This is a genomic window from Streptomyces sp. CRN 30, assembly GCF_034105845.1.
Genome location: NZ_JAVRHI010000344.1, coordinates 13,164 through 30,452 on the forward strand (window position 1 = coordinate 13,164; position 17,289 = coordinate 30,452).

The following is a 17,289-nucleotide window of genomic DNA, read 5'->3' on the forward strand; positions in this document are numbered from 1 at the left end:
GCCGTCCGCGTGGCCACACCCGCCAAGGACGAGGAGGCGACGGTCATGATCCCCAGCCCGGTCGTGGTCGGCCTGGACGGTTCACGCGAGAGCCTCGCCGCGGCCCACTGGGCGGCGAGGGAGGCACTGCGCCGGGACGCGCCGCTCCGGCTGGTCCATGCCTTCGAGGGCCTGCCCGAGAGCGGAACCGAAGGAAACCTGCCCGAGCTGCGGGCGCCGCGGTACTTCGCGCGCCGGGTGCTGCGCACCGCGGTCGAGGAGCTGAACGAACAGTATCCGCGGCTGTACCTAGCGGCGGAACAGGTGGCCAGGCAGCCCGGTCCCGCCCTGCTGGCCGAGGCCGACCACGCCGAGCTGCTGGTGCTCGGCAGCCAGGGGTTCGGGCCGGTGGGAGGCTTCCTCTCCGGCTCGGTCGCGATGGCCGTGGCCGCGCACGCCGGACGTCCGGTCGTCATGGTCCGCGCGGGGTTCACGGAGAAGTCCGACCATCTGCCGGCGAAAGGGCGCGGACCGTCGGCGGACCCACCCTGGCGTGACGTCGCGGTCGCCCTGGACATGGATGGGCCGGGCGAGGACGTCCTGCGCTTCGCGTTCCGGTCGGCCGAGCTGCGGCACGCTCCGCTGCGCGTCGTGCACGCCTGGCACGTGCCGCTCGCACGCGGGGTGGTGGACGCCGGCGAACGGGCACAGGTCAAGGCCACGGTCGACAGGGAGGTGGAGGAGCTGCTGTCGCCCTGGCGCCGGAAGTTCCCCGGTGTCCCCGTCACGACCGTTCTGCACGAGGGACGCGCTGGGCACGTCCTGGTACGGGCGGCGGAGGGAGCGGGGCTGCTGGTCGTCGGCCGGCGAGGCAGGCGCGCGGCACCTGGTCGTCCGCACACCGGGCCGGTCGCCCACGCCCTGATCCACCATGTCGGCTGCCCGGTCGCGCTGGTCCCGCACGACTGACCGGAGCCCGTCCTCCGCGCCGGAGGGCGGAGCGGGGGCCCGAGGCCGGGCGGTCTCCGGGCCCCCACCGGCGGAAGCGGGGCGCGGGGTTGGACGCGGGTGTCCCCCTCTGACAGCGGCAGGCTCATGCCGGGAAGCGACGACGTCCGCCGGGTCGTCGTCGGCACCGGCATCCGCTCCCGATCGCGCCCGCCGGGACACCGTCGGCACCCGCATCCGGTCCATCAGGGCCGACCGGCCCCCGGGCCGCTCCCGGACGGCCCCTCTGCCCGTCCCGCGCACGGCGGGACGCTGGAACCGCCGAGAGGAGAAGTCCGATGACGGACGACCCGCGCAGCCCCGCGATCCACGCCCTGCTCACGGACGGCACCACCGTCCGCGTCCGCGCCGTGGTGCCCGACGACCACGACCAACTACAGGGTCTCTACGAGGAGATGTCGCCGGAGAACCTGCGCATGCGGTTCTTCGCGGTCAGCCGACGCTCCGCCGCCGTCGCCGCGGACCACGCCTGCATGACGGCACGGCCGGGGCACCGGGCCCTGGTGGCCGAACGGCAGGGACAGATCATCGGCCTCGCCGAGTACCAGCGGGGGAGCGAGCCGGACACGGCCGAACTCGCCCTCGCGGTCGCGGACGGGCTGCACCACCGGGGGGTGGGCACCCTGCTCGTCGAGCACCTGGCGTCGACGGCCCGCGCCGACGGCATCACGGTCTTCACGGCGGACGCGCTCAGCGAGAACCGGGAGGTCATGCGCCTCTTCACCGACCTGGGGCTGCGGATCAGCCGCCGGGCCGACGGCCCCGAGACCCGCTGCGTCATCGCGCTCGACCCGGACGACTCCTACCTGGCGGCGGTGGAGGACCGGGGCCGGACCGCCGACGTGGCGAGCATGGAGCCGCTGCTGCGGCCCAGGACGGTCGCCGTCGTCGGCGCCGGGCGCCACCCCGGTTCCGTCGGCCGTGCCCTCCTGCACCACTTGAGCACCGGGGGCTTCACCGGCCGCCTGCTGGCGGTCAACCCGCACGTCACCGCCCTCCTCGGAGTACCGTCGTACCCCGCCGTCGGCGCGCTGCCAGTCCTTCCCGACCTGGTCGTCGTCGCCACACCCGCCACCGCCGTACCGACCGTGGCGGAGGAGTGCGGCAAAGCGGGCGTCCGCGCCCTGGTGGTGGTCACCGCGGGCCTCGATGCCCGTCAGGCAGCGGCTCTGCTGGCCACCTGCCGCACCTACGGCATGCGCCTGGTGGGCCCCAACTGCCTCGGCGTCGCCCACACCGACCCCGCCGTCCGGCTCGACGCCACCTTCGCGGCGATCCATCCGCGGCCAGGAACCGCCGGGGTCGCCGCGCAGTCGGGCGGTGTGGGCATCGCCCTGCTGGAGGGAGTGTCCCGGCTGGGCATCGGGGTCTCCTCCTTCGCCTCGCTCGGTGACAAGTACGACGTGAGCGGCAACGACATGCTCCAGTGGTGGGAGAGCGACGGGGTGACCGACCTCGCGCTGCTGCACCTGGAGTCCTTCGGCAACCCACGGGCCTTCTCCCGCACCGCCCGGCGGATCACCCGCCGGATGCCGGTCCTGACCGTCGACGCCGGCCGCACCGACGCCGGCCGGCAGGCCGCCGCCTCGCACACCGCGGCCGCCGCGACCCGCACGATGACCCGCCAGGCCCTGTTCACCCAGGCCGGCGTCACCGCGGCCCGCTCCATCGGTGAACTCCTCGAAACCGCCGCGCTGTTCCACGCCCAGCCGCTGCCCGCAGGCACCCGGGTCGCCGTCGTCACCAACGCGGGCGGTGCCGGCGTGCTCACCGCGGACGCCTGCGCCGAGGCGGGGCTCGTCCTGCCCGCGCCCACCGCCGAACTGGTCGACGACCTGCTGGCCGTGCTGCCGGACGGGGCCTCGGTACGCAACCCCGTGGACGCCACCGCCGCCGTGACAGAGGACGAACTCCGGGCCTGCGTCGACCGCCTCACCGCCCACCGCGGCGTCGACGCCGTCGTGGTCGCCCTGGTCCCCACCGCCGTCGCCGCCGCGACCGGCGACGACCTGGCCCGCGCCGTCACCCGGGGGCCCGCCCGCCGGGAGCGGCCCGTTCTTCTCGTACGGCTGGAACAGGAGCCGCCGGTCCGCCTGCTGCCGGCCGGCGACGGGGGCAGTGTCCCGTCCTACGCCGAACCGCAGGCGGCGGCACGCGCCCTTGCCCACGCCGCCCGCAGGGCCGCCTGGCTGGCCCGGCCCGCCGGCACCACCCGGGCCCCCGACGGCACCAACGGCGGGCGGGCCCACGAGGTGGCCGACGCCTGGCTCGCCGCGCACCCGGACGGAGGCTGGCTCGACCCGCGCACCTGCGCCGAACTCCTGACGTGCTACGGCGTCCCGCAGTCGCCGTGGGCCTGGGCGGACACCGAGGACGACGCCGTACGGGCGGCCGACCGGCTGCGCGGTGCCGACGGCAGGGTCGTCATGAAGGCGTACTGGCCCGGACTGGTCCACAAGAGCACCCAGCACGCCGTCCACCTCGACCTCGACGGCGAGGCGCAGGTCCGCGGCGCCTTCCGGGACCTGGAGACCCGGTTCTCGGGGCTGATGACCGGAGTCGTCGTGCAGCCGCTCGCCGCACGCGGCACCGAGCTGTTCGCGGGGGTCACCCAGGACGAGGTGTTCGGACCGCTCGTCGTGTTCGGGCTCGGCGGCACGGCCACCGAGGTCCTCGCCGACCACGCGGCCCGCCTCGCCCCGCTCACCGACCTGGACGTGCACGACCTGATCACCGCACCGCGCTGCGCGCCCCTGCTGTTCGGGGCGGCCGGCGCCGGACCGGTCGACCTCGACGGCCTGGAGCAGCTGCTCCACCGGCTGTCGCGGATGGCCCAGGACCTGCCGCAGCTCGCCGAGGCCGACTTCAACCCGGTCCTCGCGACCCCCGGCGGCGTCACGGTCCTCGACGCCCGCGTACGCCTGATGCCACGCCGGCCGCGCGACCCCTACCTGCGCCGGCTGCGCTGAGGAGGTGGGGACATGAGGCACGACAAGGTCGGCTCCGTGATGACCCGTGACGTCGTCAGGGCCGGAGCCACCACCCCGTTCAAGGAGGTCGTACGCCTGCTCTCCGAGCACCGCGTCAGCGGCCTGCCCGTCGTCGACGACGAACGTGTCGTCGGCGTCCTTTCCGAGACGGACCTGATGATGCACCAGGCCCGCTCACCCGTGCCGTACGAACCGGCCCGGCACGCCCGCCTCGCCGCGCTGACGCCCGGCGTCCGACGGCAGGCGGCGAAGGCCGGGGCCCGTACCGCCGGGCAGCTGATGACCGCGCCGCCCGTCACCGCGCACGCCGACGACACCGTCGTCGCGGCGGCCCGCCTGATGGCCCAGCGGCGAGTGGAACGCCTGCCCGTGCTGGACGAGGAAGGACGACTGGTCGGCATCGTCACCCGCGGCGACCTGCTCACGGTCTTCCTCCGCTCCGACGAGGAGATCCACCGGACGGTGGTCGAGCAGGTACTGGGCAAGGCCCTGTGGCTGACGCCTCGCACCATCGGTGTCTCGGTCAGCGACGGCGTCGTAACCCTCGACGGCCGCATGGAACGCGAGAGCGACACCGAGATCGCTGTCTCCATGACCCGGCGGCTCGACGGCGTCGTCGACGTGGTCGACCGGCTCACCCACCGCCTGGACGACTCCCGGCTCCGGCCGGACGCCGCTGCGCCCTCGTGGAGGACGATCGCCCCGAGGCAGCGCAGGCACCGGTGAGTACGGAGCCGCCGCCCACCCGGCGGCGTCCTCGACCATCCAGGCCGGCCTGACGGGACCGTCCAGGTCGGACGGACGGGTGGACAGGACCGTCCCGGTCAGCCGGACCGGGACGCGCCGTGTCGAACCGCGTCGTGGCCGCCGACGGTCCACGAGGGTGCCGTCGCGCCCGGAGCGGGAGCGGGGACGATCGCGCGCCGCAGGCATTCCCGGGTCACCGGGACGAGGCCGGGTGACTCCGCGGCGCAGCCCGCCCTGCGGCCCAGCGCGAGCAGTAGGGCACCACGGACGTGCCGGAGCAGGATGCGTACGGGCGGGCCCTCCACCAGAACGGCCCGCACGCCGGTCGCACCTCGCGGTCCGAACGCCGCCCGTACCGTCGAGGCCAGTACCGCGGCTGCTCCTTCGCCCAGCGCAAGGCTGCCACGGACGCCTCGGACCCGTCGGCCCCCACCACTGTCCCGTCAGTGCCGCAGTCGGTCATGCCGCCTCCACGGTCGTCGACTCTTCGACCGTGGACCCCGGCGGGCGAGGCGGGCGTGAGCCGACTGTGTCAGCCATCAGGACGAAGCCCGGCGCCGTGCCCTCGGCCGATGTCTGACCGGGGCCTTCCGGGCATGCCGAGGGACCGGTCGGCCCACTCGCGGCGGGCCTGGGAGCGAGACGCTGGAAGGGAGGAAACGGGAAGGAGACAGGAGATGAGCAGTGTGATCGAGCGGCTGACCGGTCGGCCGGCCCTCCTGGACCTGTTCGGCTGGGTGGAGAGCGGACTTCCCATGGCGCACGTCGCCCCGGGAACGCACGGTATCCGCATCGAGGAAGAGCTGAAGGACGGAACGTACCTGCTGCGAGCCGAGCTTCCGGGTATCGACCCCGAGAAGAACGTCGAGATCTCCCTCACCGAGGACGTTCTCGTGCTGCGGGCCGAGCGGGCCACGGAGACGACGGACAAGCACCACACGGAGTTCCGCTACGGCACCTTCACCCGCTCCGTCCGGCTGCCGGCCGGCGCCAGGAGCGAGGAGGCGACGGCGGAGTACAAGGACGGTGTGCTGACGATCGCGGTCCCGGTGCCGGAGGAGAAGAAGGACACCAGGACCATCCCCGTGCGGCACGTCTAGGCGCCGTCGCGCGCCGAGCCGCACCGCGTGTGCGTGGCCGGTCACCCCGGCCACGCACACGCGTCACCGTGCCGTGCCGGCCCTCTGGCGGACGGTGTCGAGGGGCCACGGTGGACCGGTGCTCCCTCGCAGCGCCGCGGACAGGGCCGACGGCACGACGCCTGCGTCCGGCGGAGTCCGCGGAGTCCGCTACTTCCGCGGACCGCCGCGCCACGGGGGCGGCGGGGCCGTACGACGGGTGGTGTCGCCGCGGTGGGCGACGCGCTCGGTGCCGGCACGCAGCCGGTCGTGGAGCCGGTCGGCGAGTTCCCGGCCGCTCGCCTCACGGGCGTGGACGACGACGAGATCGCTGCCCACCCGGATGTCGGTCCGGCCGGACCAGGGCAGTTCTACATGGTGGGCCGCTGCCCGCCGGACGCGGACCTCACCGCTGACGGGCGGCAGTCCGGGCCGGTCCAGGGCGGCGGCGACCTTCTCGCGGAGGTAGGTGAGGTCGTCCTCGTCCACCACGCCGTCGACGCGGACCCGCACGCCGACGGTGGTCCCACGGAAGTCTGTTCCCTCGGCAGTCATGTGCTCCACTCCCTGTACTTCCCGTACTCCCTGTAGTCCCCGTACGCCGTGCTCGCCGCCGTACTCGTCTGTGCGGCACCCCAAGACTGCGACGCTTCCCGGCCCTGCCCCAGGGGCGGCCGGCCCCGAGAAAGGGGACGCCCGGCCCCGTACTCCGGGACCGGGCGCCCCGCGCCGCCTCACCCGCCGTTCACTCACCTGCTGTCGCTGCTCTCGACGTCCTCCAGAGCGGCCCGGCCGGCCTCCAGCCGTGCCACCGGTACGCGGAACGGCGAGCAGGAGACGTAGTCCAGTCCGGCGGTGTGGAAGAAGTGCACCGAGTCGGGGTCGCCACCGTGCTCACCGCACACGCCGATCTTCAGGTCCGGACGGGCGGCACGGCCCTCGGCGACGGCGATGCCCACCAGCCGGCCGACCCCTTCACGGTCCAGGGTCTCGAACGGGGAGGTGGGGAAGACGCCCTTGTCGAGGTAGGCGGAGAAGAACTCCGCCTCGACGTCGTCGCGGGAGAAACCCCAGGTGGTCTGGGTCAGGTCGTTGGTGCCGAAGGAGAAGAACGCGGCCTCCTCGGCGATCCGGCCCGCCGTCAGCGCCGCCCGGGGCAGCTCGATCATGGTGCCGACGGGACAGTCCACGGTGACCCCGCGCTCCCGCGACACGTCGGCCAGCACGCGCCGCACCTCGTCGGTCACGAGGCGCAGTTCGCGGACGTCGCCGACGAGCGGGACCATGATCTCCGCCTCGGGGGCGCCACCGGCGCGGAGGCGCTCGGCGACGGCCTCGCCGATCGCCCGGACCTGCATGGCGACCAGGCCGGGCACCACGAGCCCCAGGCGTACGCCGCGCAGCCCGAGCATCGGGTTCTCCTCGTGCATCCGGTCCACGGCGCCCAGCACCTCGACGTCGTGCGCGTCGGGTTCCTCGCCGCGCGCCCGGGCGGTCGCGATCCGTACCGTCAACTCGGTGCGGTCGGGCAGGAACTCGTGCAGCGGCGGGTCCAGCAGCCGGATCGTGACCGGCAGCCCGTCCATCGCCTCCAGGATGCCGGTGAAGTCCCGCCGCTGGAGGGGCAGCAGCTCGGCCAGCGCCTGCTCCCGTCCGGTGTCGGACTCCGCCAGGATCATCCGCTCGATCAGTGCGCGCCGCTCGCCCAGGAACATGTGCTCGGTGCGGCACAGCCCGATGCCCCGCGCACCGAACCGACGGGCCCGCGCGGCGTCCTGCGGGGTGTCGGCGTTGGCCCGCACCTCCAGGCGCCGCACGGCGTCGGCGCGGGCCAACGCACGGGCCACCGCGTCGACCACGCCCTCGTCCTGCCCGGTGCCGCTGCCGGTTTCCAGACAACGGATGACCTCCGAGTCCACCAGCGGCACCGCTCCCGCGTACACCGCTCCGGCGGAGCCGTCCACCGAGACCACGGTGCCCTCCTCGATCACGGTGCCGTCCGCGGCGGTGAAACGCCGCCCGTCGGTGTCCACGGCGAGTTCCTCGGCGCCGCACACGCATACCTTGCCCATGCCGCGCGCGACGACGGCCGCGTGGCTGGTCTTGCCACCCCGGCCGGTCAGCACGGCCTGGGCGGCGATCATGCCGGGCAGGTCGTCGGGCGTGGTCTCGTGGCGGACGAGGACGACCCTCTCGCCGGCCGCCGCACGCCGTACGGCCTGGACGGAGTCGAAGACCACCGCGCCGACCGCCGCGCCGGGCGAGGCCGGAACGCCACGGGCGAGCGCGGTGGTCGCTGCCGAGGTGTCGAACCGCGGGAACATCAGCCGGGCCAGACCCTCGCCGCTCACCCGGGCCAGTGCCTCGTCCGCGGTGATGAGCCCCTCGTCGGCCAGTGCGGCGGCGAGGACGAACGCGGCCTCGGCGGTGCGCTTGCCGACCCGGGTCTGGAGCATCCACAGGGTGCCGCGTTCGACGGTGAACTCGATGTCGCACAGGTCGCGGTAGTGCCGCTCCAGGGTGTCCATGTGGGTACGCAGCCGGTCGTACGAGACGGCGTCCAGGCGTTCCAGTTCGGCCAGGGAGACGGTGTTGCGGATGCCGGCGACGACGTCCTCGCCCTGGGCGTCGGGCAGGTAGTCGCCGTACAGGCCCCGGCGGCCGGTGGCCGGGTCGCGGGTGAAGGCGACGCCGCTGCCGGAGTCGTTCCCGAGGTTGCCGAAGACCATGCGCTGCACGTTGACAGCGGTGCCCAGGTCGTCCGCGATGTGCTCACGGCGGCGGTAGAGGCGGGCGCGTTCGCCGTTCCAGGACGCGAAGACGGCCAGGACCGCGCGGCGCAGCTGCTCGGCGGGGGACTGCGGGAAGTCCTCCCCGGTCTCCAGGTGGATCAGGTTCTTGTACGTCCCGACCAGCTCGGCCAGGTCGGACGCCGCGAGGCGCGTGTCGTCCTCGACGCCCCGCAACTCCTTCAACAGGGCGAGCGACCGTTCGAACCGGGAGGCGTCGACGCCCATGACCGTACTGCCGAACATCTGGACGAGGCGGCGGTAGGAGTCCCAGGCGAAGCGTTCGCTGCCGGAGACCTTGGCCAGGCCGAAGACGGAGTCGTCGTTGAGGCCGATGTCGAGGATCGTCTCCATCATGCCGGGCATGGAGAAGCGGGCACCCGAGCGGACGGACAGCAGCAGCGGATCGTCCGGCTGCCCCAGCACCCGGCCCGCGGCCTCCTCGAGAACCGACAGGTGCGCCGAGATCTCCTCCCACAGTCCCGCGGGTTCGCGGCCCGCGGTCAGGAAGGCGCGGCAGGCTTCCGTGGTGATGGTGAATCCCGGTGGGACGGGCAGCCCGAGCCGGGTCATCTCGGCCAGGTTCGAGCCCTTGCCGCCGAGGAGACCGGCCAGGTCACGGCCGCCCTCGGTGAAGTCGTACACGTAACGGACCATGACGCCGCTCTCCTCCGGGGTGGGGGCGTGACCCTTCCAGCATCGGACGACGGCGCGACCCGCGCGAGGTGCCGGCCGTCCCGCCCGAGGGGCCGGTCGGCCCGGATCCGCGCCCGGCGCCCCGGGGGACCATCGGTGGTCCGTCGGGGCCGTACGGCCCGTGGACCACCGGCACGGCAGGGCCGAGGCTCGAAGCCATCGGAACGCGACGACCAGGGAGGCACACGTCATGCCGCACGACATCGTGGTGGGGATCGACGGATCTGCCGAGGGACTCGCCGCCGCGCACTGGGCGGCCCGGGAGGCCCAGCGGCGGGGGACCGGTCTCACCGTGGTCCACGTCTGGTACCGGCACCCCCGCCCCGCGCCGTACGTCCCCCTGGACAGCAACGAGCACGACTGGGCCGAGCAGCTCCTGCGTGAGGCCGTACGTGGCGTCCGTGCCGCCCGTCCGGATCTCCGGATCACCGAACGCCTCGTCTGCGGGGCCACGGTGGCCTCCCTGCTCGCCGCGTCGGCCGACGCCGGCCTGCTGGTCCTCGGTTCCCGTGGCCTCGGGGCCCTGGGCGGTTTCCTCACGGGGTCGGTGTCCCAGCGCGTCGTCGGCCGGTCCACCCGCCCGGTCGTCCTGGTCCGCGCGGGACGTTCCGCAGCCGGGGAGCACCTGCCGGCCACCGACGGCGTCGCCCCGGAGGAGGTGCCGGGCACTCCGTATCGCGAGGTGGTCCTGGGTCTGCGGACGGACCGTCCCTGTGACGAACTGATCGGCTTCGCCTTCGACGCCGCCTGCCGGCGCGGCACCGGCCTGCGTGTGGTCCACGCCTTCCGGTCGCCGTCCCGGCCGGCTCCCGTGCCCTCCGTGCCCCTGGTGTCCGCGGCCCCGGAGAGCCCGCCACCGGTCCCGACGCCGCAGGCACAGGCGCTGGCGGACGAGGAGCGCACCGTGACGGCGGTACTGCGTCCCTGGCGGGAGAAGTACCCGGCAGTCCCCGTGACCGAGACCGTCACCGAGGGCCGCGCCACGACCGTCGTGGTGCGGGCCGCCCGGGACGCCGGCCTCCTGGTGCTGGGCCGCCACGGCATCGGCCACCAGGCCGGTGCGCACACGGGTCCGGTCACGCACGCCGCCCTGCACCACGCCGGATGCGCCGTCGCCGTGGTCCCGCACGACTGACACCACGGCAGCGGGCCGTGGGCCGACGGTCCCGGCCGACCGGGGCCGCCCGGCAGCCGCCCGGCGCCCCGTCCGGCACTCCTCGCCACCGGCCCGCGCGACCAGCATCGAGAGTGAGAAGACCGTACGACGAGAGGACCTGTGATGACCGCGACGGTGACAGCCGGATCCCGGACCACCGACGCCTGGCGGCGGTTCACCGGGCACGGCTGGCGCGAGCGCGTCGACGTGCGTGACTTCATCCAGGCCAACTACACGCCCTATGAGGGCGACGCGTCCTTCCTGACCGGTCCGACGGACCGCACCCGCGCGGTGTGGGCGAAGGTCAGCGCGCTGTTCCCCGAGGAGCGGCGCCGGGGCGTCCTCGACGTCGACACCGCCACCCCCTCCACCATCACCTCGCACGCCCCCGGCTTCATCGACCGCGACCGTGAGCTGATCGTCGGCCTGCAGACCGACGCCCCGCTGAAGCGGGCGATCATGCCGGGCGGCGGTCTGCGGATGGTGGAGAACGGCCTGAAGGCGTACGGCCGCACCCCCGACCCTTTCGTGACCCGGGTCTTCGGCACCTACCGCAAGACCCACAACGCCGGTGTCTTCGACGCCTACACGCCCGCGATGCGCGCCGCCCGCAGGGCCGGCATCATCACCGGTCTGCCCGATGCCTACGGCCGCGGTCGGATCATCGGCGACTACCGGCGCGTCGCCCTCTACGGCACCGACCGCCTGATCGAGGCCAAGCGCGCCGAACGCGCCCGCCTCGACGCCCGGCCGTCCACCGCCGACGTCATCCGCGACCGCGAGGAACTCGCCGAGCAGATCAAGGCGCTGGGCGAGCTGACCGAGATGGCCGCGTCCTACGGCTGCGACGTCACCCGGCCCGCGGCCACTGCGCACGAGGCCGTCCAGTGGCTCTACCTCGGCTTCCTCGCCGCGGTGAAGGAGCAGAACGGCGCGGCCATGTCCCTGGGCCGTACCTCCACCTTCCTGGACGTCTACCTCCAGCGTGACCTCGACGAGGGCGTCATCGACGAGAGCCGCGCCCAGGAGCTGATCGACGACTTCGTCATCAAGCTGCGCATCGTGCGCTTCCTGCGCACCCCCGAGTACGACGCGCTGTTCTCCGGCGACCCGACCTGGGTGACGGAGTCCATCGGCGGCATCGGCACGGACGGCCGCACCCTGGTCACCCGTACCTCCTTCCGCTTCCTTCAGACCCTCTACAACCTCGGCCCGGCCCCGGAACCGAACCTCACCGTGCTGTGGTCGCCCCGACTGCCCGCCGGCTTCAAGAGGTTCTGCGCGCAGGTGTCCATCGACACCAGTGCCGTGCAGTACGAGTCCGACGACCTGATGCGCCCGCGCACCGGCGACGACACCGCGATCGCCTGCTGTGTCTCCGCGATGGCGGTCGGCAGGCAGATGCAGTTCTTCGGCGCCCGCGTCAACCTCGCCAAGGCGCTGCTCTACGCCGTCAACGGCGGCCGGGACGAGATGACCGGCGACCAGATCAGCCCCGCCGTGCCCCCGCTGACCGGCGAGTACCTGGACTACGACGAACTGTCCGCCGCCTACGACCGCGTCCTGGACTGGCTGGCCCAGACCTACGTCGACGCGCTCAACGTCATCCACTACATGCACGACAAGTACGCCTACGAGCGTATCGAGATGGCCCTGCACGACCATCCCGTGCACCGCTTCATGGCCTGCGGCATCGCCGGGCTGTCGGTGGCCGTGGACAGCCTCTCCGCCGTCAAGCACGCCCGGGTCAAGGTCATCCGCGACGCGACGGGGCTCGCCGTCGACTTCCGCACCGAAGGTGACTTCCCCGCGTACGGCAACAACGACGACCGCGCCGACGCCCTCGCCGTCGGCCTCGTGGAGTCCTTCATGGCCAAGGTGCGCGAGCACCCCGCCTACCGCGACGCCGAGCACACCCAGTCCGTGCTGACCATCACCTCCAACGTCGTCTACGGCAAGCACACCGGCAACACCCCCGACGGCCGCCGCGCCGGAGCGCCCTTCGCCCCGGGCGCCAACCCGATGAACGGCCGCGACCAGCACGGCGTGGCCGCCTCCGCCCTCTCGGTGGCCAAACTGCCCTACGACGCGGCCCGCGACGGCATCTCCCTGACCACCACCGTCACCCCGGAGGGACTGGGTCACGTCCCCGCCGAGCGGGCCGGACACCTGGTCGGCATCCTCGACGCCTACATGGCCTCGGGCGGCTTCCACATGAACGTCAACGTGCTGGACCGCGCCGTACTGGAGGACGCCATGGAACACCCGGAGAAGTACCCCGAGCTGACCATCCGCGTCTCCGGCTACGCGGTGAACTTCGTCCGTCTGACCCGCGAGCAGCAACTCGACGTGATCGGCCGCACCTTCCACGGATCGCTGTGAGCACCGTGGCCACGATCACGGTCACCGGCCGGATCCACTCCTGGGACCTGTCCACCGGTGTGGACGGTCCCGGGACCCGGTTCGTCCTCTTCACCAGCGGCTGCCCGCTGCGCTGCCTGTACTGCGCCAACCCCGACACCTGGCACATGCGAGACGGTCGGGAGGCCACTGTCGACGAGGTGATGGCGGAGATCGACAAGTACCGGGACTTCCTCGTCACGGCCGGCGGGGGCGTGACCCTCACCGGCGGCGAACCCCTGCTCCAGCCGGCCTTCACCGCGGCGGTCCTGCGCCGCTGCAAGGAGGCCGGCCTGCACACGGCCCTCGACACCTCCGGCTTCCTGGGCGCCCGCGCCGACGACGGACTCCTCGCCGACACCGACCTGGTCCTCCTCGATGTCAAGTTCTTCGACGTCACGGGCTATCGGAAACTGACCGGCGGGGCGCTCGCCCCCACCCTGAACCTTGCCACCCGCCTCGACCGGCTCGGCAAGCGCGTGTGGATCAGGTACGTGCTCGTCCCCGGCTGGACCGACGACGAGGACGCCGTCGACGGACTCGCCGGATTCCTCTCCGGTCTCGCCTGCGTGGAGCGGGTCGACATCCTGCCGTTCCACAAGCTCGGCGCCGCCAAGTACGAGGCCCTCGGTCTCCCGTTCCCGCTGCGTGACGTCCCGGTTCCCGACGCGGCGCTGGTGCGGCGGGTGCGCGGCCGGTTCCGCGAGCGCGGCCTCACGGCCCTCTGACGCGACGGAGACCGGGGCCGACCGGCCCCGAACCCCGGGTCGTCCCGAGAAGAGACAACTCCGATCCGCCCAGGGGTCGAAGGTCCCCAGGGTCCGCCCCCGCCCGGCCCCTCCTCGGACGGTTCCCCGTGCGCAAGGCTGACAGCGGTCCCGGAACACCGCCGGGAACCGCCCGGCACAAGGTGAGGACGGAAGACATGACCGTACGCGTGGGCATCAACGGCTTCGGCCGCATCGGCCGGAACTACCTGCGGTGCGTCCTGGAGCGGACCGCGGGCAGCGGTGCGGCGCTGGAGGTGGTGGCCGTCAACGACGTCACCTCCCCGGCGGCCCTGGCGCACCTGCTCTCCTACGACTCGACATACGGCCGGCTGAACCGCCCCGTCGAGCACGACGACACCTCGCTGACCGTGGACGGGCACCGGATCGCGGTGACCGCCGAGCGCGACCCGGCCGCGCTGGACTGGGCCGGGCTCGGCGTGGACGTGGTGATCGAGTCCACCGGCCGCTTCCGCACCCGGGAACAGGCCGGCGCGCACCTGGCGGCCGGCGCGCGCAAGGTGCTGCTGTCCGTGCCGGGCAAGGACGTCGACGCCACGATCGTCATGGGCGTCAACGAGAGCACGTACGACCCCGGGCGCCACCACGTCATCTCCAACGCCTCCTGCACCACCAACTGCGTGGCCCCCATGGTGAAGGTCCTCGACGACCACTTCGGTGTCGTGAAGGGACTGATGACCACGATCCACGGCTACACCAACGACCAGGTGGTCCTGGACGGCCCGCACAAGGACCCGCGCCGGGGCCGCTCCGCGGCGGTCAACATCATCCCCACCACCACCGGCGCCGCCCGCGCCGTCGGCCTGGTCCTGCCCGGACTGGCGGGCACGCTGGACGGCAGCGCCGTACGCGTCCCCGTCGAGGACGGCTCGCTCACCGACCTGACCGTGGTGCTGGACCGGGCGGTGAGCGCCGAGGAGGTCAACACCGCCTACCGGGAGGCGGCCGAGGGGCCGCTGAAGGACGTGCTGCGGGTGTCCGACGCCCCGATCGTCTCCCGCGACGTGGTGGGCGATCCCGCCTCCTGCGTCCTGGACGCCCCGCTCACCCAGACCCACGGCGACCTGGTCAAGGTCTTCGGCTGGTACGACAACGAATGGGGCTACACCAACCGCCTGCTCGACCTCACCTCGTACGTCGCGGCCCGGCTGCTTCCGGCCTGACTTGTCATAGCCCACCTGTTCGAACCGCTGCACCGCTACCGTGGGGAGACGGTACGGCTGTCCGCAAGCGGCGAGGCGTGGGAGGGCCAGCGGTGGGAGACGCCGAGGAAGCCCGCGGAGCCCGGGTACGACTGCCACAGCTCCGGCTGGACGAACTGCTGGAGGAACTCCAGGCCCGGCTGGACGCGGCGCGCGGTACCCGGGACCGGGTGCACAGCCTGCTGGAGGCCGTGCTGTCGGTCGGCCGTGAACTGGACCTGGAACAGGCACTGCGCGGCATCGTGGAGGCCGCGGCGGCCCTCGTCGACGCGGAGTACGCGGCGCTCGGGGTGATCGGCCCGGACGGCGAGCGGCTGTCGGCCTTCCACACGGTGGGCGTCGACGCGGAGCGGATCGCGCGCATCGGACCGTACCCGGAGGGCCACGGCATCCTCGGCGAACTGATCGGCCACCCCGTGCCGCTGCGCCTCGCCAAGCTCTCCGACCACCACGCCTCCTACGGTTTCCCGGCCCACCACCCGCCGATGAACACCTTCCTCGGCGTCCCCATCCGGGTCCGCGGGCACGTCTTCGGCAACCTGTACCTGACGGAGAAGCGCGGCGGGCAGCGGTTCGACGAGGACGACGAGGCGGTGCTGTCGACCCTGGCCGTGGCGGCCGGCATCGCCATCGACAACGCCCGCCTCTACGAGGAGTCCCGGCTGCGCGAACGCTGGCTCCAGGTGAACGCGGAGATCACCCACGCCCTGATGTCCGGCGCCGACCAGGGCGGGGTGCTGCCGCTGATCGCCGAACGGGCCGGCGAGATCACCGGTTCCGCCCTGAGCGTGGTGGCCCTGCCGGTGCGCGGCACGGACACCCTCGCCGTGGAACTCGCGATCGGCCAGGACGCCGACGTGTGGCGCGGGACCGTCCTGCCCGTGGAGGGCACCCTCCTGGGGCAGGCGTTCGCCCGGCGGGCACCGGTCAGCAGCCCGGACGTCGCCCGTGACTGCCGGATCACGGCAGGCCCGCCACGCTTCGAGGGCCTCGGGCCGGCCGTCGCCGTGCCGATCGGTTCGGCCGACGAGGCCCACGGCGTGGTCCTGCTGGTACGGCGATCCGGCGGGCGGGAGTTCTCCGCAAAGGAGACCGAGCCGCTCCAGGTCTTCGCCGCGCAGGCCGCCGTCGCGATGGAACTGGCCGAACGCCGCCAGGACGCCGAGCAGATCGCCCTGCTGGAGGACCGCGACCGGATCGCCCGCGACCTGCACGACCTGGCGATCCAGCGGCTCTTCGCCACCGGCATGACCCTGCAGAGCGCGGGCCGTCGCATCCAGGACGCCATGGCCTCCGAACGGATCCTGCGGGCGGTGGACGACCTCGACGAGACCATCAAGATCATCAGATCCACGATCTTCGGTCTGCGCTCCCGCGTCGGCGAGGCGGCACCCGGCCTGCGCGCCCGCGCCGTACGCGCGATCGGTGAAGCCGTCCCCCTGCTGGGCTTCGCGCCCGGCGTCCGCATGGAGGGCCTGCTCGACACCCACGTGCCCGGCCCGATCGCCGACCACGTCATGGCCGTCCTCACCGAGTCCCTGACCAACATCGCCCGCCACGCCCACGCCGACCGTGCCGACGTCGTGCTGGAGACCGACGGCGAACGGGTCCGCCTGACGGTCACGGACAACGGCGTCGGCATCCCGGACGGAGGCCGCCGCAGCGGACTGGCCAACATGGCGGAGCGCGCACGGAAACTGGGGGGCGGCATGGAACTGGAACGTCCGCAGGAGAAGGGCGCACGACTCGTCTGGCACGCCCCGCTACGGTCGTAGAGACGGTCCACGGGGTCTCGGAGTACCAGCGGATCATGGAGATCGTGGCAGGAGCGGACAGTGTGGTGATGGCGAAAGACGTGCGCGGGCGGTGTGAGCGACTTGGCACCCGCTGGCGCAGAAGGTCGGCGTCCGCCGCGACGACCAGGGCGGCTGGATCCCGGCCGGCGACCCGGCCGACCTGAAGGCCCAGGTCCACGAAGAACCTGGAACACTTCGGCCTGGACGTTCTGGACGTTGTCAACCTGCGTACCGCCGCCCTCGAAATGGGCAGCGACGCCTCGATCGCCGAGCAGTTCGGCGCCCTGGCCGAGCTGCGCCAACAGGGTCTGATCCGTCACCTCGGACTGAGCGGTGTGACCGACGCCCAGCGCACCGAGGCCCAGGCCATCGCCCCGGTCGTCACCGTCCGGAACCTCTACAGTCTCGCCAACCGCGCCGACGACGCCCTGGTGGACCGCTGCGCCGAAGAGAACATCGCCGCCGCCGACCTGGAGTTGACCGCCGACACACTCGCCGAGCTCGACGCCATCGGCCGTTGACGCGCGGCGCCGCGTGCGGCACATGCGCTGCGGGCGGCGCATACCGGCGCACCCGCGGCAGGGCGGCGCGACCGCACTCGTGCACACCGCGGGCCGCGC

Annotated in this window: 13 protein-coding genes; 10 read left to right on the forward strand and 3 right to left on the reverse strand. The window is 73.2% G+C overall.

Annotated features, from left to right (window positions below; translation table 11 throughout):
* Positions 1–9 precede the first annotated feature (9 nt).
* The 3 genes from UW392_RS36845 (at position 10) to UW392_RS36855 (ending at position 4,703) form a co-directional block, all read left to right on the forward strand.
* Entirely contained in the window at positions 10–948 is a 939-nt protein-coding gene (locus UW392_RS36845; RefSeq protein ID WP_320779575.1) for a universal stress protein, read from the forward strand.
* Between the two features lie 317 nt (positions 949–1,265).
* The gene (locus UW392_RS36850) at positions 1,266–3,956 is read left to right on the forward strand and encodes a GNAT family N-acetyltransferase (protein ID WP_320779576.1); all 2,691 of its coding nucleotides are present in this window, start codon (positions 1,266–1,268) and stop codon (positions 3,954–3,956) included.
* Positions 3,957–3,968: 12 nt separating this feature from the next.
* The gene (locus UW392_RS36855) at positions 3,969–4,703 is read left to right on the forward strand and encodes a CBS domain-containing protein (RefSeq protein ID WP_320779577.1); all 735 of its coding nucleotides are present in this window, start codon (positions 3,969–3,971) and stop codon (positions 4,701–4,703) included.
* A 98-nt stretch (positions 4,704–4,801) separates the two neighbouring features.
* Here the strand turns inward: UW392_RS36855 and UW392_RS36860 are convergent, their stop codons facing one another.
* A complete protein-coding gene (locus UW392_RS36860) occupies positions 4,802–5,044 on the reverse strand; it encodes a hypothetical protein (RefSeq protein ID WP_320779578.1) in 243 nt (80 codons plus the stop codon).
* A 357-nt stretch (positions 5,045–5,401) separates the two neighbouring features.
* On the opposite strand from UW392_RS36860, the gene UW392_RS36865 reads away from it, so the two are divergent.
* Entirely contained in the window at positions 5,402–5,824 is a 423-nt protein-coding gene (locus UW392_RS36865; RefSeq protein ID WP_320779579.1) for an Hsp20/alpha crystallin family protein, read from the forward strand.
* Positions 5,825–6,013: 189 nt separating this feature from the next.
* Here UW392_RS36865 and UW392_RS36870 read toward each other — a convergent pair whose 3' ends face one another.
* Entirely contained in the window at positions 6,014–6,397 is a 384-nt protein-coding gene (locus UW392_RS36870; RefSeq protein WP_320779580.1) for a hypothetical protein, read from the reverse strand.
* A 194-nt stretch (positions 6,398–6,591) separates the two neighbouring features.
* Entirely contained in the window at positions 6,592–9,288 is a 2,697-nt protein-coding gene (gene ppdK / locus UW392_RS36875) for a pyruvate, phosphate dikinase (protein ID WP_320779581.1), read from the reverse strand.
* Between the two features lie 229 nt (positions 9,289–9,517).
* Between ppdK and UW392_RS36880 the strand changes: the two genes are divergently transcribed.
* The 6 genes from UW392_RS36880 (at position 9,518) to UW392_RS36905 (ending at position 17,190) form a co-directional block, all read left to right on the forward strand.
* Entirely contained in the window at positions 9,518–10,462 is a 945-nt protein-coding gene (locus UW392_RS36880) for a universal stress protein (RefSeq protein WP_320779582.1), read from the forward strand.
* Between the two features lie 144 nt (positions 10,463–10,606).
* A complete protein-coding gene (pflB, locus tag UW392_RS36885) occupies positions 10,607–12,865 on the forward strand; it encodes a formate C-acetyltransferase (protein WP_320779583.1) in 2,259 nt (752 codons plus the stop codon).
* Positions 12,862–13,611: a pyruvate formate-lyase-activating protein gene (pflA, locus tag UW392_RS36890; protein WP_320779584.1), complete on the forward strand. Its 750-nt coding sequence runs from the start codon at positions 12,862–12,864 to the stop codon at positions 13,609–13,611. Before pflB ends, pflA begins: the two co-directional genes overlap by 4 nt.
* Before the next feature lie 197 nt (positions 13,612–13,808).
* A complete protein-coding gene (gene gap / locus UW392_RS36895) occupies positions 13,809–14,834 on the forward strand; it encodes a type I glyceraldehyde-3-phosphate dehydrogenase (protein ID WP_320779585.1) in 1,026 nt (341 codons plus the stop codon).
* A gap of 92 nt (positions 14,835–14,926) precedes the next feature.
* Positions 14,927–16,648, forward strand: a complete 1,722-nt coding sequence (locus UW392_RS36900) for a GAF domain-containing protein (protein ID WP_320779586.1) — start codon at positions 14,927–14,929, stop codon at positions 16,646–16,648.
* Between the two features lie 266 nt (positions 16,649–16,914).
* Positions 16,915–17,190, forward strand: a complete 276-nt coding sequence (locus tag UW392_RS36905) for an aldo/keto reductase (protein ID WP_414496870.1) — start codon at positions 16,915–16,917, stop codon at positions 17,188–17,190.
* Positions 17,191–17,289: the final 99 nt, after the last annotated feature.